General features: G+C 59.3%; 17 protein-coding genes and 1 pseudogene. 9 read left to right on the top strand and 9 right to left on the bottom strand.

Annotated elements, in window-relative coordinates; genetic code table 11:
* Positions 1 to 9: 9 nt before the first annotated feature.
* The gene (locus V3W39_RS24935) at positions 10 to 468 is read right to left on the bottom strand and encodes an REP-associated tyrosine transposase (RefSeq protein WP_177116188.1); all 459 of its coding nucleotides are present in this window, start codon (positions 466 to 468) and stop codon (positions 10 to 12) included.
* Positions 469 to 1,071: 603 nt separating this feature from the next.
* Between V3W39_RS24935 and V3W39_RS24930 the strand changes: the two genes are divergently transcribed.
* Positions 1,072 to 2,484: an amino acid permease gene (locus V3W39_RS24930; protein ID WP_330213516.1), complete on the top strand. Its 1,413-nt coding sequence runs from the start codon at positions 1,072 to 1,074 to the stop codon at positions 2,482 to 2,484.
* Positions 2,485 to 2,529: 45 nt separating this feature from the next.
* On the opposite strand, the gene V3W39_RS24925 is transcribed toward V3W39_RS24930, so the two are convergent.
* The 3 genes and pseudogenes from V3W39_RS24925 to V3W39_RS24915 form a co-directional block, all read right to left on the bottom strand.
* A complete protein-coding gene (locus V3W39_RS24925) occupies positions 2,530 to 3,654 on the bottom strand; it encodes an OpgC family protein (protein WP_330213515.1) in 1,125 nt (374 codons plus the stop codon).
* A gap of 145 nt (positions 3,655 to 3,799) precedes the next feature.
* A pseudogene (locus tag V3W39_RS24920) lies at positions 3,800 to 4,096 on the bottom strand (cupin domain-containing protein).
* Positions 4,097 to 4,160: 64 nt separating this feature from the next.
* The gene (locus V3W39_RS24915; RefSeq protein ID WP_177040683.1) at positions 4,161 to 4,445 is read right to left on the bottom strand and encodes a putative quinol monooxygenase; all 285 of its coding nucleotides are present in this window, start codon (positions 4,443 to 4,445) and stop codon (positions 4,161 to 4,163) included.
* 185 nt (positions 4,446 to 4,630) lie between these two features.
* On the opposite strand from V3W39_RS24915, the gene V3W39_RS24910 reads away from it, so the two are divergent.
* The 4 genes from V3W39_RS24910 to V3W39_RS24895 are packed head-to-tail and all read left to right on the top strand — an operon-like array spanning position 4,631 to position 9,028.
* Complete coding sequence (locus V3W39_RS24910; protein WP_330213514.1) at positions 4,631 to 5,005, top strand: GtrA family protein; 375 nt, start codon at positions 4,631 to 4,633, stop codon at positions 5,003 to 5,005.
* Entirely contained in the window at positions 5,002 to 5,964 is a 963-nt protein-coding gene (locus V3W39_RS24905; RefSeq protein WP_330213513.1) for a glycosyltransferase family 2 protein, read from the top strand. Before V3W39_RS24910 ends, V3W39_RS24905 begins: the two co-directional genes overlap by 4 nt.
* The gene (locus tag V3W39_RS24900; protein ID WP_330213512.1) at positions 5,961 to 7,520 is read left to right on the top strand and encodes a glycosyltransferase family 39 protein; all 1,560 of its coding nucleotides are present in this window, start codon (positions 5,961 to 5,963) and stop codon (positions 7,518 to 7,520) included. The genes V3W39_RS24905 and V3W39_RS24900 overlap by 4 nt, the downstream gene beginning before the upstream one ends.
* The gene (locus V3W39_RS24895; RefSeq protein ID WP_330213511.1) at positions 7,517 to 9,028 is read left to right on the top strand and encodes a glucosyltransferase domain-containing protein; all 1,512 of its coding nucleotides are present in this window, start codon (positions 7,517 to 7,519) and stop codon (positions 9,026 to 9,028) included. Before V3W39_RS24900 ends, V3W39_RS24895 begins: the two co-directional genes overlap by 4 nt.
* Here V3W39_RS24895 and V3W39_RS24890 read toward each other — a convergent pair.
* Positions 9,025 to 10,644 carry an FMN-binding glutamate synthase family protein gene (locus tag V3W39_RS24890; RefSeq protein WP_177040673.1) on the bottom strand — a complete coding sequence of 540 codons (1,620 nt, stop codon included), beginning with the start codon at positions 10,642 to 10,644 and terminating at the stop codon, positions 9,025 to 9,027. The two genes, V3W39_RS24895 and V3W39_RS24890, sit on opposite strands and share 4 nt — an antisense overlap.
* Before the next feature lie 201 nt (positions 10,645 to 10,845).
* Between V3W39_RS24890 and V3W39_RS24885 the strand changes: the two genes are divergently transcribed.
* Positions 10,846 to 11,490, top strand: a complete 645-nt coding sequence (locus V3W39_RS24885) for a hypothetical protein (RefSeq protein ID WP_177116185.1) — start codon at positions 10,846 to 10,848, stop codon at positions 11,488 to 11,490.
* Here the strand turns inward: V3W39_RS24885 and V3W39_RS24880 are convergent.
* On the bottom strand, positions 11,438 to 12,202 hold the full coding sequence (locus V3W39_RS24880) for a helix-turn-helix transcriptional regulator (protein WP_177040669.1): 765 nt from the start codon (positions 12,200 to 12,202) through the stop codon (positions 11,438 to 11,440). The two genes, V3W39_RS24885 and V3W39_RS24880, sit on opposite strands and share 53 nt — an antisense overlap.
* A 94-nt stretch (positions 12,203 to 12,296) precedes the next feature.
* Between V3W39_RS24880 and V3W39_RS24875 the strand changes: the two genes are divergently transcribed.
* The 3 genes from V3W39_RS24875 to V3W39_RS24865 all read left to right on the top strand — a co-directional run bounded on the left by V3W39_RS24875 (position 12,297) and on the right by V3W39_RS24865 (position 15,107).
* Entirely contained in the window at positions 12,297 to 13,118 is an 822-nt protein-coding gene (locus V3W39_RS24875) for a carbon-nitrogen hydrolase family protein (RefSeq protein ID WP_177079922.1), read from the top strand.
* Positions 13,119 to 13,408: 290 nt separating this feature from the next.
* Positions 13,409 to 14,734, top strand: coding sequence for an APC family permease (locus V3W39_RS24870; protein WP_330213510.1), 1,326 nt, complete (start codon positions 13,409 to 13,411; stop codon positions 14,732 to 14,734).
* 100 nt (positions 14,735 to 14,834) lie between these two features.
* Positions 14,835 to 15,107: a type B 50S ribosomal protein L31 gene (locus tag V3W39_RS24865; protein WP_177040663.1), complete on the top strand. Its 273-nt coding sequence runs from the start codon at positions 14,835 to 14,837 to the stop codon at positions 15,105 to 15,107.
* Positions 15,108 to 15,132: 25 nt separating this feature from the next.
* Here V3W39_RS24865 and V3W39_RS24860 read toward each other — a convergent pair whose 3' ends face one another.
* From V3W39_RS24860 to V3W39_RS24850, 3 genes are read right to left on the bottom strand one after another with little or no spacing between them, the layout of a single operon-like run.
* Positions 15,133 to 16,539, bottom strand: a complete 1,407-nt coding sequence (locus V3W39_RS24860) for an ATP-binding protein (RefSeq protein WP_177078388.1) — start codon at positions 16,537 to 16,539, stop codon at positions 15,133 to 15,135.
* Between the two features lie 2 nt (positions 16,540 to 16,541).
* Complete coding sequence (locus V3W39_RS24855) at positions 16,542 to 18,344, bottom strand: DAHL domain-containing protein (protein WP_177040660.1); 1,803 nt, start codon at positions 18,342 to 18,344, stop codon at positions 16,542 to 16,544.
* Positions 18,341 to 19,270: a cytochrome-c peroxidase gene (locus tag V3W39_RS24850; RefSeq protein WP_330213555.1), complete on the bottom strand. Its 930-nt coding sequence runs from the start codon at positions 19,268 to 19,270 to the stop codon at positions 18,341 to 18,343. The genes V3W39_RS24855 and V3W39_RS24850 overlap by 4 nt, the downstream gene beginning before the upstream one ends.
* Positions 19,271 to 19,346: the final 76 nt, after the last annotated feature.

Here is a 19,346-nt window from a genome sequence, read left to right as displayed (position 1 = left end):
TGTTCCTGCCTATAGCCAGCAGGCGTCCCACAGCGGGTAGTCGCCGGCGCGTTCTACCAGTCCCGCCCTGATGGGATTGGCGATGATGTACCGGGCCAAATGACGCAAGTCTTCACCGTCCCGAATCCCCCGGTCGTGATAGCCGTTCTGCCAAAAGGCTCCTGTGCTGTTCCTTGCCCGGTTGATCGTGTGCGTGCTGCGGGACTTAACCGCTTGCATCAGCTGGGGCAGGCTGCGTTGCTCAAGCTGGACCAGCCAATGAAAGTGGTCCGGCATGATGACCCAGGCTATGGAACTCCCCCATTTTTGCTCATGGGCACGCCTGAATTCGGTTACCAGCAGGCGACCCAGATGAAAGTTGGTAAAGAGTGGTTGGCGATTGTGGACGACGGCTGTGACCAGATAAGCCCTGCCGGGCTCGCTGAATCTACCGGTCCTCAGGCGATGGGATTGAGGGCGTGTAGGCATTCCATTGCATTCCTTGTTGCTCCAGATGAATTGACGCTAGCAGCCTGACAGGGGCCCTGATCCCGGAATTGTTGAGTACGTATTTCCATGCATGGTCCCTCACTGTGGGGAGGAGCTTGCTGTGTGGAGGGGGCTTGCTGTGGTGGGGAGCTTGCTGTGGGGAGGGAGCTTGCTGTGGTGGGGAGCTTGCTGTGGGGAGGGAGCTTGCTGTGGTGGGGGAGCAAGCTCCCTCTCCACAATGGATTGAGTCAGGCAGAAAACACTGCCCTAGAGCCTCCCCCACCAGTAAATCCGCCAAAGGTAGGGGCATGACGCTGCACCATTACCGTGCAATACTCGCCGCCGTTTGTTGGCGATGATTCCTACGTGGAACAGTTAATGCGCCTCCGTCAAAGGGGCTTTTACCGCGAGTTCCCGCTGAATCTTGTCGTTTATAGAGTGAAAACCCCTGGGTTTTGCTTTTTATACTGCACCCCCGCTGATCTGGCCCGGCCAGACGGTCTTGCCCAAAAGGCAGGCCCGCTATCAGGACGCCCCGGCCACCCGCCGCGACGCCCCGGACTCGGTGGCTCATATCCAATAACAAGACGAGGTTGTATCCCTATGCCAGCTGGCAATCACCTGCCCCATGGCGAGGCCGCTCAGGGCGGTCCGCTGAAACGCGAACTCGGCGAACGGCATATTCGCTTGATGGCCCTCGGCGCCTGTATCGGTGTCGGTCTGTTCCTGGGCTCGGCCAAGGCCATTGAAATGGCCGGCCCGGCAATCATGCTGTCCTACATCATCGGCGGCCTGGCGATCCTGGTGATCATGCGCGCCCTCGGCGAGATGGCCGTGCACAACCCGGTCGCCGGTTCCTTCAGTCGTTACGCACAAGACTATCTCGGCCCGCTGGCGGGCTTCCTCACCGGCTGGAACTACTGGTTCCTGTGGCTGGTGACCTGCGTCGCGGAAATCACCGCGGTCGCGGTGTACATGGGCGTGTGGTTCCCCGATGTGCCCCGCTGGATCTGGGCCCTCGCGGCGCTGGTCAGCATGGGCACCATCAACCTGATCGCGGTCAAGGCGTTCGGTGAGTTCGAGTTCTGGTTCGCGCTGATCAAGATCGTCACCATCATCGCGATGGTGATCGGCGGCGTCGGCATCATCGCGTTCGGTTTCGGCAACGACGGTGTGGCGCTGGGGATTTCCAACCTGTGGGCCCACGGCGGCTTCCTGCCCAACGGCGTGACGGGCGTGTTGATGTCCCTGCAAATGGTGATGTTCGCCTACCTGGGCGTGGAGATGATCGGCCTGACTGCCGGTGAAGCGAAGAACCCGCAGAAGACCATCCCGAGCGCCATCGGCTCGGTGTTCTGGCGCATCCTGCTGTTCTACGTCGGTGCGTTGTTCGTGATCCTGTCGATCTACCCGTGGAACGAAATCGGCACGCAGGGCAGCCCGTTCGTGATGACCTTCGAGCGCCTCGGCATCAAGACCGCCGCCGGCATCATCAACTTCGTGGTGATCACCGCGGCATTGTCGTCGTGCAACGGCGGCATCTTCAGCACCGGGCGCATGCTCTACAGCCTGGCGCAGAACGGCCAGGCCCCGGCCACGTTCGGCACCACGTCGAGCAACGGCGTGCCGCGCAAGGCGCTCTTGCTGTCGATCTTCGTGTTGTTGCTGGGCGTGCTGCTCAACTACATGGTCCCGGAAAAAGTCTTTGTGTGGGTGACCTCCATCGCCACTTTCGGTGCGATCTGGACCTGGCTGATGATCCTGCTGGCCCAGCTCAAGTTCCGTAAGAGCCTGAGCCCGGCCGAGCAAAAAGCCCTCAAATACCGCATGTGGCTGTACCCGGTCAGTTCCTACCTGGCGCTGGCGTTCCTGCTGCTGGTGGTAGGCCTGATGGCGTACTTCCCGGACACCCGCGTGGCGCTGTATGTCGGCCCGGCGTTCCTGGTGCTGCTGACGGTGTTGTTCTATGTGTTCAAGTTGCAGCCGACCCAGGCTACGGTGCGCACGGCGAGCTGATGTTTCTGCGCTCAACAAAAAGCCCCTTTCGGGGCTTTTTGTTTTTCACGCGGTGGCGACGCGCGTCGGTTGGGTGAGCCGCTTGTTCAAGTCCAGCCAGGCCCCCAGCAGCGCCATCAACCCGGCACCCACCATGGCGGTGAAGATTTGCATGGCGAAGGCATCGCCGGTGATCGCATTGACCATGTCCGCCAACGGCGCCAGCAGCACCCCCAGGCAGAACACTTCCAGGGAGTAGCGGCCCATGCGGCAGGTTTGTTGCGCCAGCCAGTTCTGCGTCCAGCCATGGCCGGGCAGCAGCTTGGCGGTGACGTAGGCCAGGGCCAGGAAGTGCAGCAAACGCACCGGCGACAGGTCGGTCTTGCTGATGGGGTAGAGCAGGTCACTGAGGGCCGACGGCATCACCGCGTCGTGGATTTCGGGCCAGCGCCACGAGATCGTGATGACGCCCGCCACCAGCGCATACACCGCCGCCGCGACGAACAACGGCTGGCGCAGCAGCCCACGGGTTTGCGCCGGTCGTGGCTGCTGCGCATGAATCGCCGCCGCACCGCCCAGCACAAACAGCAACTGCCAGGTCACCGGGTTGAAGTACCACACACCGTCGGCAATCGCCGCCAGGTTCCAGCCCAGCTGCGGGGCCAGCAGGTACACCGCCAGCGAAACCGCCACCACCGCCCAGGTCTTGCGCAGCAGCAACGGCAGCACCAGCGGCAGGCAGCCCAGCAACACGATGTACAGCGGCAACGGGTCCATCAGGTTGGGTTTGAAGCGCAACAGCAGTTCATCCACCAAGGCTTGCTGGGGGTGGGTGACGAAATGCGTCAGGCCCATCTCTTCGACCAGGTCGCGGGTTTCCACATGGCTGTTGGCGAAGAACACGATGCCCATCAGCATCGCCAGTAAAAAGATGTGCACCACGTACAGCACCCAGGTGCGCCGCCAGATCTTTACACAGGCAATCAGGTAGCCGTCGCGCTGCAGGATCTTGCCGTAGGCCAGCACCGCCGCATAACCGGCCAGGAACACGAAGACTTCCGCCGCGTCACTGAAACCGAAGTTGCGCAGGGTGATCTGGCCGAGAGGGTTGTGGGGCACGTGATCCCAGAAAATGAAGATCAACGCCAGGCCCCGAAAAAAATCGATGCGCGGGTCGCGTCCGTTCAGCATGGCAGCGGGCTCTTGAACAAAGGGTTTAGTAATGACAAGTGGACGACGGCTTTTGTCGAGCCGTACGTCGGGCGGGGCGCAGGTTGGCGGTATTTGTAAGCAATTGCAAAGGCGGGGTATTTACAGAATGTCTCACTGACGTTGATTAAACATCGATGATCACCAGGGTGCCGTGGCTGCCAGCCAACACCCCGTGGGCGATGCCGGCTTCCACCAGGTACATCTGGCCGGCGCCCACGTCGATAGCCTACTCACCGATGGACAGGCGCAAATGCCCGTCGATCACCAGCAGGCCTTCGTTGTAGTCGTGGGTTTCTTCTTCGTAGGCCTGCGCGTCCATGCGCAACACCTTGATCCGCGCCGGGCCGACCTGGCCCAGGCGGGTAGATTTCCAGGTGTCAGGCAGTTGTGCAGCGAGGGCGGTGAAATCCAGTAACGGCATGGTGAAGCTCCTTGTTTCTGCGATGCCGTTCGGTGGTCCGGTTCAGCGGGAAAGGGTCAGGTTTTCAGAACGCATCCATCAACAACACCCGGCAGTGTTTGGCCTGGTATTCGTTGATCTGCGGCACCAGCCGGGTGAAGTGTTCCGTCTGGCAGTGTGTATCCAGCGCGGCCTGGTCGGGCCATTGCTCGACAAAGATGAAGTGCCCCGGGTCTTTCTGGTCGATGAACAGATCGTAGGCGATACACAGCGGTTCCTGGCGAGTTTTCTCCACCAGTTCGGCGTACCACGGGCGCACGGTGTCGAGGTGTTCGGGTTTGATGAAGTCTTCGGCGATTACTTTCAACATCGGGTCAGTCCTTTGCACGACTCGCTGCCCGGCGGGCGGGAGGAAGGCTGCACAGTTCAACGTGTTTAAGGCGGGCAGACAACCCTACCGTGCGTCGTAAAGTGGGTACTACCTGTTATTTCTGACAGTAGACGCCGTGTACAACACGTGGCTTGCTGAACACCACCATCACGGGTGGCACTGGCATGCACAGAGTCTGGAAGGGATTTTCCACCTACACCTTGGTGGGTATCGCCAATACCCTGATCCATTGGCAGCTGTTTTTTGTGTTTCGCAGCTTCTTTGAACTCAACCAGGCGCTGAGCAACTTGCTGGCTTTCTGCGCGGCGGCCTCTTTTTCTTTCTACGCCAACGCAATGTACACCTTCGCCGCCGAGGCCACGCTGGGGCGTTACCTGCTGTTCATGGGGTTCATGGGCGCTCTGAGTCTTGCCGTGGGCTGGCTGGCGGACCTGTGGCGCCTGCCTGGCCTGGTGACGCTGGTGAGCTTTTCGTTGTTGAGCCTGTTCTGTGGCTTTCTGTTTTCCAAGTGTGTGGTGTTTCGTGGGGGTGGTTCATGAACCTCTCGCTGATCGTGCCGGTGTTCAATGAGGAGCAGGCGCTCGGCCGGTTTTACCGGGCAGTGCGCGAGGAGCCTGGGTTGCAGGCTCACTGCGTCGAGATCGTGTTTATCAACGATGGCAGCAGCGACCGCACTGCCGAGTATGCCCGGGCCATCGCCCTGGCAGACCGCCATGTGGTACTGATCAACTTTTCGCGCAATTTCGGCAAGGAGCCGGCGCTCTTTGCCGGGCTCGAATATGCCAGCGGCGAGGCGGTGATTCCCATGGACGTGGACCTGCAGGATCCGGTGGCGGTGATCCCGCGTCTGATCCTCGAATGGCAACACGGCGCGCAGGTGGTGCTGGCCAAGCGGCGGGACCGTTCGAGCGACAGCTACTTCAAACGCCAGAGTGCCTCGTTGTTTTATCGCCTGCTCAACCACATCGCCAACCCGCATATCGAGGAAAACGTCGGCGACTTTCGCCTGCTGGACCGCAAGGTGGTGGACGTGCTCAAGGCCCTTCCGGAACAGCAGCTGTTTATGAAGGGCGTGCTGTCCTGGGCCGGTTTTAACACGGTGATCGTTGAGTATGACCGGGCCAGGCGCAGTGCCGGCCAAGGCAAGTTCAGCGCCTGGAAATTGTGGAACCTGGCGCTGGAGGGCATTACGTCGTTCAGCACCTTGCCGTTGCGCCTGTGGAGTTACATCGGCTGCTGTATCTCATTGCTGGCGTTGCCGTATGCGGGCTACATGGTGCTGGACAAGATTTTCTGGGGTAACGAAGTACCCGGGTATCCCTCATTGATGACGGCGATCCTGTTTTTGGGTGGGGTGCAACTGATCGGGATCGGGATCCTGGGCGAGTATGTGGGGCGGATTTATATGGAGTCCAAGCACCGGCCCAGGTATGTGATCGCCAGTAAAGTAGTCGCCGGTGAAGTACAGAATCAACCGGCCTCCACGGAGAAAGCATGAGCTCTGTGGCTAGCGAACGGGCGAGAGTATTGGCTTGCGGGTTGATCCTGATCGTCGGCGGGTGGGCTCGATTTCACCATATCGATACGGCCGGGGGCTGGAGTGACGAGGCTTTCAGTATTTTGTTGAGCGTTAAATCCCCTACCGAAATTATGTTCCATACGACCCGGGACGTGCATCCGCCGCTCTATTATTGGCTGCTGCACGGGTGGATGCAGGTCATGGGCGATAGCGTGCTGGCCGCCCGGGCACTGAGTGCCTTGTTCGGTATGGTAACCGTGGTATTGGGGATGTGGTTAATGAGCCGGATCAGTCGCTGGCCCACGGTGATTGTCGGTGGTTTTCTGCTGGCGCTGTCGCCCTTTGCGGTCCGTTACAGTCAGGAAGTTCGCATGTACGCGTTGCACGGTGCGTTGATGCTCGGGGCAACAATTGCACTGGTCTATTGGCTGGAAAACCCCGGCAACCGACGGCCTTTGTTTCTCTATTGTCTGCTGATGGTTGCTGGGTTCTATACCCATTACTTCACAGGTGTATGCGTCATCTCACACTGGCTGTACCTGTTGTGGTTGTCGAAGGCGCGCAGCGGTGGGCAAAACGTTTTGAGGCTACCCGCCTGGTGGGGTGCCAACGTCGCTATTGTGGTGATGTTCATACCGTGGGTTCCTCATCTTTGGCATCAAATAAAGTACTCAGGGTTTAACTGGATCCAGCAGCCAAGTATCAAGGACGTGGTCAGCGTTTTCTGGCAGTTTCTAAACTTCAGTGACGGCCTGGCGATGCCGGTGTGGGCATTCTATGGCGTGCCGGTTGTGTTGCTCATGGTGTCGGTGATGATTGTCGTGAGGGACGACAGTGCCCGGCGATGGCATGCGTTGCTGGTTATTTATGCCTGGGCGCCGCCAGTGGTGGTGGTGCTGGTTTCCTGCTTTTACCCATTGTTTGTTCCGCACTATTTTTTGTTTTGTTCACTGGCCTTCCCGATGACCGTTGCGGTGGCGGCAAGCCAGCTATGGGCACGCAGCAAAATAGTGGGGTTTGGCTTGTTGACCGGCGTGACGATTCTGCAAGCCGGTGGCTTGGGAATCATCTACGCCAAACAACCGCAAGATGTATTTGAATTCAGTCAGTTTGACCGAGTGGCAGGCTATATCAGCGTCTCTTTCCGAGCAGGGGATAGCGTATTGGTGCTGGATAGTTTCATGTATTTGCCAATGCTCTATTACCTGAAAAATGAGACCGTCCCCCTGTATTACACACCGTTGAACAGCGACGGCACATCGGCACGCCCTGATGGGTATCAAACATGGACGCTTGTTAACGATAAGGCGGAACAGGTTTATGTGGACGGCGTTGCGTCACTCGCACCCGTGTCGGGGCGGGTCTGGCTGGTGGGTGATGTGGAGGCTGATACGTTGCACTTCAAGTTGCCCGACAGTTGGCGCCTGCTGCAGGGTTTTAGCGCGGGAATTGCAAGGGTTCAACTATTCGCTATTTGCCCCCGCAATGACAGCGTGGATGAGCAAGCGCTGAAAAACAGAGGGTGTGAAGAATGAGTATTGACACGACGGAAGCGTCTCGGATGTTTTTCCGCGACTGGTCAAAAAGAGAGGCGCTTGCGTTTTTTTTGATCGTTTCCATCGTGTATGTATTTCCACTGATCCTGGCGGATTACCCCTACGTGGATGACATCTATCGTGCAGTAGACGGTGACGTGGACTGGATCAAGGAAGGGCGGTTTTTGATGCCTTTTTTTTACAATTTTCTATCGTTTACAGGGGGCATACCCGACTCCTTTCCTCTGGCTCTGCTGATAGCGACAGCCATCATGGCATTCGCGCTGCAGAGTTTGATGCTGCACTATTTTCAACGTGCCAATTTTTTCTGTGCGGTTGTAGTGCTTCCTTTATTTTTTAATCCTTTCTTTTTGTCTAACCTCACCTATCACTATGACGGGCCGGTAGCGACGTTAGGGATCGCCGCCTTGATATTCTCAGTGACCTTCAACTCGCCATATCGATGGGTGAATTGGACGGTTCCGGCGCTGCTGGTATGGATCGCTCTGGCTATTTATCAGCCGTTGATGAATGTGTTTTTCGCACTATGCGCTATTGAACTGTATAAAGGCCTTGTCAATAGAAAAACACTTTCCGAACTGGGTTTGTTTGTTTTTGTCAAGTGTGCCCAAGTGGTAGTTGCCCTGGTTGTTTATATGGGAGTGGTGTCACCCTTCCTGTCCCGAAGCAGGCAGGGTGTAGTCGCTTTTGATTCAAGTTGGATTTCTCGGGTGCTGACCCGCTTTCAACATATCGAGGCGTCATTGAGCTCGCTGTACACGGGTGATAGCCGGTGGTTTTTCATCTTGATGATGGTGCTGGCGGGCATGGGATATATCGGCGGCGGTTTGTCGGTGTTGAAATACAGAGATGGCGTAGGGGTAAAAGGCCTTGTGGGAGGGATTTATTTGTCGGTGCCGTTGTTGTTGGTCACCTGTATCCCGGGTGTTATGGTGCTGTTCAGCTTTGAGCAAAGCGACTCAAGGCTGATGTTGGCAGTTGGGCCTTTATTTACGTTTATATTGCTGTTGGTTTATTGGTTGTTGAGAAAGTTGCCTCGCTACTTTATGTGGGTTCTTGTATTGCCACTCATTTTTGCAATGAATTTTTCCTATAGTTATGGGCGAGTGTTGAGCGCAAAAAAAGAACTGGATATCAGTCTGGTCAATAGCGTGGTCGCCAGTATTAATGCGCATGCGCAGCTCAAAAATATAAAGAGTTTCTATTTTTCGATTGATGAAAGTGAACTCTGGATACCCGCTGCGCAAGGAGCGCTCTCGGTAACCCCCGTCATGTCGTATGTGTTATCGGCGAACTTTCTGTTGCTGCCCTACTCGATGATTCGTGCCGGAATTCCCAATGTGGGATGGCAAGATAAAACCCACCCTGTAGCGGCCATCGTGCAAAGTGATATTTCGCCTGTAGTCGACACTCGGTTTTATTCGATTTATATGTTCCATGACGATGGTTATATCGTCATGAAACACATGCCTCCAAGCGGCTCTTAAGCCGCCGCAATTTCATTCGGCTCAAAACTGTCCGCCCGCGCCATCTGCCACATGCGCGAATAGAACTCGCCGTTCACCTCGCCGGTCAGCAGTTCCCCAGGCTTGAGGAACACATGCAGCTGCGAGAACAGCTTGATCTCGGTGGCCGACATGCGCCGCACCAGGTGCTTGGCCGACAGCTGCGAGGGGTGATCGAGGCCGGCAGCGGCGAGCATTTCGGCCAGGGCCTTCAGGGTGTTGCGGTGGAAGTTGAACACCCGCTGGGCCTTGTCCGGCACCACCAGTGCGCGTTGGCGCAACGGGTCCTGGGTGGCCACGCCGGTGGGGCATTTGTTGGTGTGGCAGCTTTGCGACTGGATGCAGCCGATGGCGAACATGAAGCCCCGCGCCGAGTTGGCCCAGTCGGCGCCGATGGCCAGGACGCTGGCGATGTCGAACGCGCTGACGATCTTGCCGCTGGCGCCGAGCTTGATCTTGTCCCGCAGGTTCAGGCCCACCAGGGTGTTGTGCACGAACAACAGGCCTTCACGCAGGGGCACGCCGATGTGGTCGGTGAACTCCACGGGCGCCGCGCCGGTGCCGCCTTCCTTGCCGTCCACCACGATAAAGTCCGGGAGGATGCCGGTTTCGAGCATGGCCTTGGCGATGCCCATGAATTCCCACGGGTGGCCCAGGCAGAACTTGAAGCCCACCGGCTTGCCGCCCGACAGTTCACGCAATTGGGCGATGAACTGCATCATTTCGATGGGGGTGGAAAACGCGCTGTGGCGCGACGGCGAGATGCAGTCTTCGCCCATCATGATGCCGCGGGTATCCGCGATTTCCTGGGTGACTTTGTGCTTGGGCAGGATCCCGCCATGGCCCGGCTTGGCGCCCTGGCTCATCTTGATTTCGATCATCCGCACTTGCGGGTTCTGCGCCTGTGCGGCGAAGCGTTCCGGGTCGAACAGGCCGGTGCTGGTGCGGCAGCCGAAGTAGCCGCTGCCCAGTTCCCAGGTCAGGTCGCCGCCGTTTTCCCGGTGGTAGGGGCTGATGCTGCCTTCGCCGGTGTCGTGGGCGAAGTTGCCCAGCTTGGCACCCTGGTTGAGGGCGCGAATCGCGTTGGCGCTCAACGAGCCGAAGCTCATGGCCGAGATGTTGAACACCGAAGCCGAGTACGGTTGCTTGCACTGCGGGCCGCCGACGATCACGCGAAACGCGCTGGGGTCGCTCAACGGCGCGGGGCGCATGGAGTGGCCGATAAATTCGAAGCCCGACTGGTACACGTCGATCAGCGTGCCGAAGGGTTTGTCGGCGCTTTCATTCTTGGCGCGCGAATAGACCAGCGAGCGCTGAGCCCGGGAGAAGGGCAGGGCGTCGCTGTCGGACTCCAGCAGGTACTGGCGGACTTCCGGGCGGATGGCCTCCACCAGGTAACGGATATTGCCCAGGATCGGGTAGTTGCGGCGCACCGCGTGAGGGCTTTGCAGCAGGTCGAAAATGCCGATCAGGCTAAGGATGCCGGTGACCACGGCGATCGGCCACACCCATTCGTGTTCGATAAACGGCATGCTGGCGAGGGTGAAAATGACGCAGACGGCAAAGAACGCGTAACGGCTTAGTAACGACAGGCTCATACGGTTTTTCCTCAGGTTCAACTCTACAGGTCGATCCGCCATTCTGCGCCTGTCCTCAAAGCCCGGACAAGGATTGACCGCTCTGGTGCGCATTTATTGGCCACTGTGCTGCCTGTTTGTGGGAACTCTTCTGCGGGCGATTGCCACTATGGACGCAGGACGCGAATCCCGTATGTCAACTTCTGCCATGAGTGAATTGTTATGACTGTCAGTGCCTCAATTGCCCCTGATCGCTATTTGTCACCGTCTCTGCCTCAACAAACGGCGCTTTCAAAAAACGATCGAGTGAGCGCGAACGATCTGACACCGCAGCACGAAGTAACACCCCAAGCGGATGACCCGACGCAGGAGCGGCGTGAGCGTCATGCAGAGGCGGTGTACGACAACCCTGTCGTCAGGTTTCTGCTGAGCCAGAAGGGCGCCGAACGTCAGGAGGCCGATGCGCCGCACTCGGGCGCCGAGGTGAGACCTGAGGATGCTCGGAAGAACATGACGCAGAACATCGCCGGTGCCGTCGGCAACAAAACATGGATGTTCCCCGGCCTCAGCAACATGGCCCTGGGTGTAGAAAAGTCGGATGGCAGCGCCGTCGGCATGATGGCCGGTGCAAAAACCGGGCTGGAGAAAACCCTGAACGACGGCCTGGAAACGTCGATCCGTGGCGCCGCCCAGGGGAGCCTGATGTCAATCTTCAAAGGCTATGCCGAGGCCGTCGCCAAAAATGAAGCCACACCGGCGTTCGTCAAGGAAGTCGTAATCAAACTCCTGGACTGGTTGAGCTCCTGGGGCCGATTCAGCTCGTCTGAGCCTGCAGAAAAATCGAGAACAGCTCCGACTGGGATTTGATTCCCAGCTTGCTGTACATGTGCTTTTTGTGAACCTTCACGGTCTCCACCGAGATTTCCAGCTTGCGTGCAATTTCCTTGCTGGAACAGCCACTGAGCATCAAGCGCCCCACATCCAGCTCGCGTGCGGTTAACTGTGCGCCCCAGTCATCGTTCTGAATCGGTGCCTGCGGGGCGCTCACCTGGTTGAGTTCATGGGGCAGGCGCTGGCGCAGCAAGCTCAATACCCACGGCTGGATCAGCGACAGCAGGGCAATCTGCTGCGGCTCAAAACGCTGCCTGGAGCCCAGGGACAGGCATAAGGTTCGCCCGTCGGGCTGCTGGCAATTGAACTGGATTTCATCGGCCACCACGTTCAGCCGGAAGTAGCGCTGGTAATACTCGGTCAGCTCGAAATGCTCCGGCGCCACTTCGGCCAGGCGGAACAGCCCGGTGCGCGAGTGTTCGCGGCTGGCGATGTAGAAGGGGTCGAGCAGGTACAGGCCGTTGAGGTAATCCTGGAACAGATGGTCCGGCTCGCCGTCCTGGCCCGGGCATTCGGCGAACACCAAAGGCTTGTGTTCGCTGCTGAACAGCAACACCACCCAACTGTCGAACGGCACGTACTGGTCCAGCAACCGCACCAGTTGCGTCCAGAAATTGGGCTGGTCCAGGGCGTCTATCATTTGCCCCACCGAACGGTGCCAGGCGATGTCTTCCAGCGACAATGTCATGCATCTACCCCCATAGGGTTAACCCGGCTGCGTGATTTCCCGAGTGGTTGCGGCCTGCGCATACTGCGCCACAGATAAAACAACAGGACACACCATGAAGGTCGAATTTGCCCAGCTGGCCGGCCGCGATAACGGCACAGCTTACAACCTTGAGCGCGCTTTGGCGGCGATTGCTGCGTGTGCGGCGGATACCCAACTGGTCGTCTTCCCGGAAACCCACCTGATGGGCTTCCCCTCCGCGGGTACCGTGGCGGACGTCGCCGAGCCGGTGGACGGCCCGACCGTCCAGGCGATTATCCAGGCTGCGCGGGCGCGCAACATCGCCGTGGTGATCGGCATGGCCGAGAACGACGCGGGCCGATTTTATAACACCACCTTGCTGATCACCCCGGACGGCATCGCCCTGCGTTATCGCAAGACCCACCTCTGGGCCTCGGACCGCGGCGTGTTCGCCCCGGGCGACCGCTACGCCACCTGCGTGTGGAACGGCGTGCGCGTGGGCCTGCTGATCTGCTACGACATCGAATTCCCGGAAACCGCCCGCGCCCTGGCGCAGTTGGGCGCTGAAGTGTTGATCGTCACCAACGGCAACATGGACCCGTACGGCCCCACCCACCGCACCGCGATCATGGCCCGCGCCCAGGAAAACCAGGCGTTTGCGCTGATGGTCAACCGGGTGGAAGAGGGCGACGACGGCCTGATGTTCGCCGGTGGCAGTGCGCTGGTGGACCCGTTGGGCACCTTGCTGTTTGAAGCCGGGCGCGACGAAGGGCAGTTCAGCGTTGAACTGGATCTTGGGCAACTGGCGGCGGCGCGACAGGACTATCGCTACCTGGATGACCAGCGCTTGAAATTGCCGGGGGAGGTGATTGAGCGCGCAGACGGTGTGCGGGAGTTGTTGATCCCGAAAGCCTGATCTCACTGGCAAATGGAATTCCTGTGGTGAGCGAGCTTGCTGTGGAGAGGGAGCTGTTGTGGCGAGGGAGCTTGCTCCCGCTGGGCTGCGCAGCGGCCCCAAAATCTTAGGGCCGCTTCGCGCCCCAGCGGGAGCAAGCTCCCTCGCCACAGCAGCTCCCTCGCCACAACAGCTGTAATCAACACAACAGTGCGTCCATCAAGAAAAACGCTTCAACCATAAAAATTATTGCTCGTGCTGCACCGACTTCAGTTCTGCCATAACTCTAATAATTGCGCGGAGAATCGCTCATGGCTCGTTTGCAACGCACCCTGTCGTTAGGGTCGGTGGTGCTGTTTGGCATCGCCTATATGACACCGATCATTGTCCTGGGTACCTTCGGTATCCTGGCGCAATCCACCGCCGGCATGGTTCCGGCCGCTTACCTGGCCGCCCTGGTGGCGATGTTCTTTACCGCCATGAGCTACGGCCGCATGGCCTCGGCCTTCCCGGTGGCCGGTTCCGCCTACAGCTATGTGCGCAAGGCCATCAGCCCCAAGCTGGGGTTTATCGCCGGTTGGGCGGTGTTGCTCGACTACCTGTTCCTGCCCATGGCCATCTGGCTGATCGGTGCGGCCTACCTGCATTCGGCCTTCCCGTCGGTGCCGCAATGGGTCTGGGTCCTGGCGTTTATCGGGGTCACCAGCGTGATCAATATCATCGGCCTGAAACTCGCCAACGGCATCAACGCCTTGCTGATGCTGGTGCAGTTCCTGGTGCTGGTGGCGTTTGTCGCGCTGTGCATCCACTACATCGACGGTGACGCCAGCAAGCCGCTGTGGACCATCACCCCGTTCTTCAACGGCCAGATGCAAATGCCGCTGATCATGAGCGGCGCGGCGATCGCCTGTTACTCGTTCCTGGGCTTTGACGCCGTCAGCACCCTGACCGAGGAAACCCGCGACCCACGCCGCACCATTCCCCGGGCGATCATGTTGATCACCCTGATCGGCGGGCTGATCTTCGTCGGCGTGTCGTACTTCGTGCAGATCGCCCATCCATCGTTCGAATTTACCGACGTGGATTCGGCCGCCTATGAGATTGCCCGCAACATTGGCGGCGACCTGTTTGTGTCGATCTTCCTGATCGGCCTGATCGTCGGTCAGTTCGCCTCGGGGCTCTCGGCCCAGGCCAGCGGTTCGCGGTTGCTGTTTGCGATGGGGCGCGACGGGGTGTTGCCCAAGTCGTTCTTCGGCACCTTGCATGCGCGCTTCGGCACGCCGGTCAACAGTATCCTGCTGTGCGCGGTAGTCGCTTTGCTGGCACTGAAGCTGGACGTCACCACCTCCACCTCGTTCATCAACTTCGGCGCGTTCCTGGCCTTCAGCCTGGTGAACCTGTCGGTGATCTTCCACTACTGGATCGGCGCCAAACAGCGCGGGCTGCGGGAGCTGGTGCTGTTCCTGGTGTTCCCGACCATCGGCCTGCTGGCGGATGTGTGGTTGATGGTCAGCCTTGATCACCTGGCGATTTACCTGGGCCTGAGCTGGTTGGCGATTGGCCTGGTGTACCTGGGTTTTCTGACGCGAGGCTTTTCGCAGCAGCCACCTGAAATGGACTTCCAGGAAACTGCATAGAAGGTCGGGGTCTATTCTTATTGCAATCGGTTCTCGTTTGGGTGCATGATTTGTGTTACTGTATAACACTAATTGTTCGCCCAGACGCCCCGGAGGCCTTATGAAACCTGGTATCCACCCCGACTACCGCACCGTGTTGTTCCATGACACCGCCGCCGATGTGTTCTTCCTGATCGGTTCCACCGTGGATACCGACCGCACGCAAAAGCACAGCGACGGCAACACCTACCCTTACGTGCTGCTCGACGTGTCCAGCGCCTCGCACCCGGTGTATACCGGCCAGCAGCGCAAGACCCAGTCCGAAGGCCGCATCGCCGGCTTCAACAAGCGGTTTGCGTCGTTCGGTTCGAGCCCGAAGAACGCCCAAGCCTGAGCCTGTCCCCTGTAGAGGCCTGCCTCTACAGGGGATCTGCCGTCTGGCGGATCGGCAACACCACTCGAAACGTGGTGCCCTTGCCCACTTCGCTGCTCACGGAAATCGTCCCGTGATGCTTCTTCACAATCCCGTACGACAGTGACAGGCCCAGGCCCGTGCCTTCGCCCACCGGCTTGGTGGTGAAGAACGGATCAAAGATTTTCTGCACACTCTGCGGCGCGATCCCGCAGCCGGTGTCCGCCACTTCCAGCCACACCTTGTCGCCCTCCACGCCGTTGCTGAGGGTGATGGTGCCGCGCTCCGGCCCCATGGCCTGGGCGGCGTTGATCACCAGGTTCATCACCACTTGATTGAGCTGCGAAGCCAGGCATTCAATGTCCGGCAGCACCTGGAAGTGCTTGACCACGTCGGCCTTGTACTTGAGTTCGCTGGCGACGATGTTCAGGGTCGAGTCGATGCCCTGTTGCAGGTTTGCCCACTGCCATTGCTCGTCGTTGTCGACCCGCGAGAAATCCTTCAGGTCCTTGACGATGCGGGCCACGCGACCAATGCCGTCCTTGGATTCGTGGATCAGGATCGGGATGTCTTCCTTGAGAAACGCCAGGTCCATGGCCTTGCGCAGGCTTTGCAATTGCGTCAGGCATTCGCCGGGCGCGAGGGCTTCTTCGGCCTGCCGATAGGCGTCGAGCATCTGCTGCAACTGTTTGAAGTAGCCGTCCAGGGTGCTCAGGTTGGAGGAGATGAATCCCACCGGGTTGTTGATTTCATGGGCCACGCCCGCCGCGAGCTGGCCCAGGGACGCGAGTTTTTCCGACTGCACCAATTGGCTTTCCAATTGCTTGCGCTCATCGATCTCCAGTTGCAGCGCCTGGCTGGTCAAGGTCAATGCCTCGGTGCGCTGTTCCACCAGGAGCTCCAGATGACTGGTTTGCAGGGATGCGCGCCGGGCCATGTCCCATTTGGCGGCCAGGGTGTTGGCCATCTGTTGGACTTCGATGTTGTCGAAGGGCTTTTTCAGGATCAGCAGCCGGTCGTGGGCCTGCAGGCGAAACAGCAGTTCTTCCCAGGAGTAATCGGAGTAGGCGGTGCACACCACCACTTGCAGGTGCGGGTCGACTTTCCAGAGTTCTTCGATGGTTTGCGCGCCATCCCAACCCTGGGGCATGCGCATGTCAACAAAGGCCAGGGCGTAGGGGCGCTGTTGCTGCATGGCCTGGCACAGCAGCTCCAGCCCTTCCTGGCCACCGTAGGCCGAATCCAGCTCGAAGGCCTGGGCCTGGGGTTTGGCGCTGTCGCCGAACAGCGCGGTTTCCATCTCATCCAGTTCCAGGTTCGCGTCCACGGGCGGCATCAGGATTTTGCGAAAGTCCTGGTGAATCGACGGGGTGTCATCGATCAATAAAATTCGCCGGTTCGGTGGTTTGTTCATGCTCAGTTCCGTGCGGGATCAAGGGGGATGTGCAAGGTGAACAACGCGCCTTTGCCCGGGCCATCGCTGTGGGCGCTCAGGCGGCCCTTCATTTCCAGGGCGGCCAGCGCGCAGCTGTGAAGGCCAAAGCCGTGGCCTTCCTTGCGGGTGGTAAAACCGTGGGTGAAGATTCTTGTCATGTTTTCTGCCGGTATGCCTTCGCCCTCGTCCTTGACGCTGATCTGCAAGGTGCCGTCATCCAGCGGCAGTACCGTCAGGGTCATTTGCCGGGTACGGTCGGTGAGGTTGGACATGGCGTACTTGGCGTTGCTGATCAGGTTGACCAGGATCAGCAGCAATCGATGCTTGTCGGCCATGATCTCGGGTACCTCGTGGTAGTCCTTGACCACCGTCACATGGTGGCGGCTCAGGGCCCCGGAGTTCATGCGCAGGGCATCTTCCATCAAGGCGCTGATATGCACCGGCTCCAGCAGGGTGGATGCGCCGGCGTAGGACTGTTGGGTGGACACAATATCCTTGATGTGGTCGACGCTTTTGCTCAGTTGCGCCAGTTCCTCGGTGAGGCCCTGCTGTTCAGTGGCGATGGCCTCGACCAGTTGGTTCAGGTAACCGGGCAGCAACTTGCCCTTTTCATCCTCGGTGAGGAAGGTGCCCAGGTCATGGCGATGTTCATTGAATAACTGCATGGCCTTGCCCAGCCCCAGTGCCTTGCTGGTGCGCAGCTTGCGCGCCACCAGCTCGGCGGAAATGTTCACGCTGTTGAGCACGTTGCCGACGTTGTGCAGCACGTTGGTCGCGATCTCCGCCATGCCGGCCTGGCGGGCGCTGTCCATGAGTTCGCCCTGGGCATCCTTGAGTTCCCGGGTGCGTTCTTCAACGCGCTGCTCAAGGCTTTCGTTGACCACATGCAAGGCCCGGTTGACCCGGTTGATCTCGGCGAAACTGCGCAACAGGCGGATCGCCAGGTACAGCAGCAGCGCCACCAGCAAGGTCGAAAACACCAGCAGGTAGCGATGGTATTTCTGGTCGAGCAGGTCGGCCGCCGACTGGTCCTGGTTGAGCTGGTTGGTCAGGTCGTCCAGGCGTTCGGCCAGCGGCACGGCGGCGATGCGTTCGAGCAGGTCGTTGACCACCGGCTGTTCCCGCAGGATCAGCGAGATGTGATTGCTGAGAATCTCCACCGGCACCTGGAACGACTCGGGCAGGCTCAGCTTGTTGATCGCCAGTTTATTCAGGCCCACCAGAATGTCAGCGGCCTTGTCGTCGCTGGTCACCTGGGCGAATTCGAGGCTGCTGAGCAGCAGGTCGTAGGTGTCGGTGGCGATGCTTTGCTGCAGCAGTTTGTCGGCGTCGGTGAGCGCCAGGAACTGCGCCTGTATGTCGTCTTCGGCGTTGGGCAGGAAGGCCAGGGAGTTGCGCAGTACCGCATTGTGGGACTTGAACCGGTCCACCAGCCGGGCCTTTTCCTGAATCGCCTGGCGATAGGCTTCCTGGCTGGCTTGCCAGAGGGCCGGCTCTTCGTGAGGGTTTTGCGACTCGCGGCGTTCAAGACGGGACCACAGGCTGTTCATCTCGCTGAGGGGCGCGACCAGCGGGTCGTAGTTGTGGGTCAGGGCGATCCTGGCCTTGAGCACTTCACTGTCCCACTGTGCGTTCAATTGCTTGATCTGGCGGATCAGGTCGCGGGACTCGGTGTAGGTGGTCTGGTCACTCGACGACTTGAGGTACAGGAATACCAGGATCGAGGCGAGTATCAGGGTCATGGCGCTGAGCATGAACTGGGTGGCGCGGCGTGAGAGCTTCATAGGGGCTTGCCTGCCCATTCGCCGGTCAGGGTCTTCAGGAACAGCACGATCAGGGTCTTGTCTTCAGTCGAGGGAACGCGCCCCAGCTGGTACTTGAACATCACGTCGACGGCGTCTTCGAGGGTCTTGGCCGAGGCGTCGTGAAAGTACGGCGCGGTGACTGCCACATTGCGCAGGCTGGGCACCTTGAACACGTTGCGGTCTTCCTCGTCCCCGGTCACGAGGTAGCGCCCCAGGTCGGCTTCGGTGGGGTTGCCGCGGGCCTTGAAGTAATCGCCCATCACGCCGAACTTCTGGTACATGTTGCCGCCGATATTGGTGCCCTGATGGCAGGCAATGCAGCCGTATTCCTTGAAGCGTTGATAGCCGTATTTTTCCTGGAGGGTGAGGATGTCGGTGTCGCCTTGCAGGTATTGGTCGAAGCGTGAGTTGGGGGTGAGCAGGGTGCGCTCATAGGTGGCCAGGGCATTTTGCACGTTGGCGGGCGTGATGCCGTCGGGGTAGATCTGCCGGAACGTGGCCTGGTAGTGGGGCAGTGCCGACAGGCTCCGGATCACGGTTTTCCAGTCGTTGCCCATCTCCATGGGGCTGGTGACCACCTGTTCGACCTGTGCCTGCAGGGTGTCGACCCGGGCGTTCCAGAACTGTTTGAAGTTCAGGCTGGCGTTGAACACGGTGGGGGTATTGAGCGTCACCGGCTTGCCGTCGAAACCCAGGGAGAAGGCCCGGTTGTCGGCACCGCCGTTTTGCAGGTCATGGCAACTGGCGCAGGACTTGGTGTTATTGACCGACAGTTGTGTCTCATTGAACAACTGGCGCCCCAACTCCACTGTTGCCGGATCCAGTTGCGGTATCGGCGGCAGAGGTTTGAGCGGTTCATCCAGCGGCGCAGCCATCACCGGCAGGCAGGTCGCCAGCCACAGCATGATGACAAGCCCGGGCGCCCGTGAAGAGCGGTGGACGTAGCGTGGCATGGCGTCGCTCAAGCGATTATTCCTTGGG

Origin of the sequence: Pseudomonas sp. Z18(2022) (assembly GCF_036346535.1) — a bacterium.
GTDB lineage: Bacteria > Pseudomonadota > Gammaproteobacteria > Pseudomonadales > Pseudomonadaceae > Aquipseudomonas > Aquipseudomonas yamanorum_A.
This window is presented reverse-complemented; position numbering and strand designations above follow the sequence as displayed.

Excerpts from the sequence above, each read along its gene's own strand:
- V3W39_RS24905 (WP_330213513.1), top strand. The coding sequence starts at position 5,002 with ATGAACCTCTCGCTGATCGTGCCGGTGTTCAATGAGGAGCAGGCGCTC.
- V3W39_RS24910 (WP_330213514.1), top strand. The coding sequence starts at position 4,631 with ATGCACAGAGTCTGGAAGGGATTTTCCACCTACACCTTGGTGGGTATC.
- V3W39_RS24865 (WP_177040663.1), top strand. The coding sequence starts at position 14,835 with ATGAAACCTGGTATCCACCCCGACTACCGCACCGTGTTGTTCCATGAC.
- V3W39_RS24925 (WP_330213515.1), bottom strand. The coding sequence starts at position 3,654 with ATGCTGAACGGACGCGACCCGCGCATCGATTTTTTTCGGGGCCTGGCG.
- V3W39_RS24930 (WP_330213516.1), top strand. The coding sequence starts at position 1,072 with ATGCCAGCTGGCAATCACCTGCCCCATGGCGAGGCCGCTCAGGGCGGT.
- V3W39_RS24900 (WP_330213512.1), top strand. The coding sequence starts at position 5,961 with ATGAGCTCTGTGGCTAGCGAACGGGCGAGAGTATTGGCTTGCGGGTTG.
- V3W39_RS24890 (WP_177040673.1), bottom strand. The coding sequence starts at position 10,644 with ATGAGCCTGTCGTTACTAAGCCGTTACGCGTTCTTTGCCGTCTGCGTC.
- V3W39_RS24875 (WP_177079922.1), top strand. The coding sequence starts at position 12,297 with ATGAAGGTCGAATTTGCCCAGCTGGCCGGCCGCGATAACGGCACAGCT.
- V3W39_RS24935 (WP_177116188.1), bottom strand. The coding sequence starts at position 468 with ATGCCTACACGCCCTCAATCCCATCGCCTGAGGACCGGTAGATTCAGC.
- V3W39_RS24880 (WP_177040669.1), bottom strand. The coding sequence starts at position 12,202 with ATGACATTGTCGCTGGAAGACATCGCCTGGCACCGTTCGGTGGGGCAA.
- V3W39_RS24915 (WP_177040683.1), bottom strand. The coding sequence starts at position 4,445 with ATGTTGAAAGTAATCGCCGAAGACTTCATCAAACCCGAACACCTCGAC.
- V3W39_RS24895 (WP_330213511.1), top strand. The coding sequence starts at position 7,517 with ATGAGTATTGACACGACGGAAGCGTCTCGGATGTTTTTCCGCGACTGG.
- V3W39_RS24885 (WP_177116185.1), top strand. The coding sequence starts at position 10,846 with ATGACTGTCAGTGCCTCAATTGCCCCTGATCGCTATTTGTCACCGTCT.
- V3W39_RS24870 (WP_330213510.1), top strand. The coding sequence starts at position 13,409 with ATGGCTCGTTTGCAACGCACCCTGTCGTTAGGGTCGGTGGTGCTGTTT.
- V3W39_RS24850 (WP_330213555.1), bottom strand. The coding sequence starts at position 19,270 with ATGCTGTGGCTGGCGACCTGCCTGCCGGTGATGGCTGCGCCGCTGGAT.
- V3W39_RS24855 (WP_177040660.1), bottom strand. The coding sequence starts at position 18,344 with ATGAAGCTCTCACGCCGCGCCACCCAGTTCATGCTCAGCGCCATGACC.
- V3W39_RS24860 (WP_177078388.1), bottom strand. The coding sequence starts at position 16,539 with ATGAACAAACCACCGAACCGGCGAATTTTATTGATCGATGACACCCCG.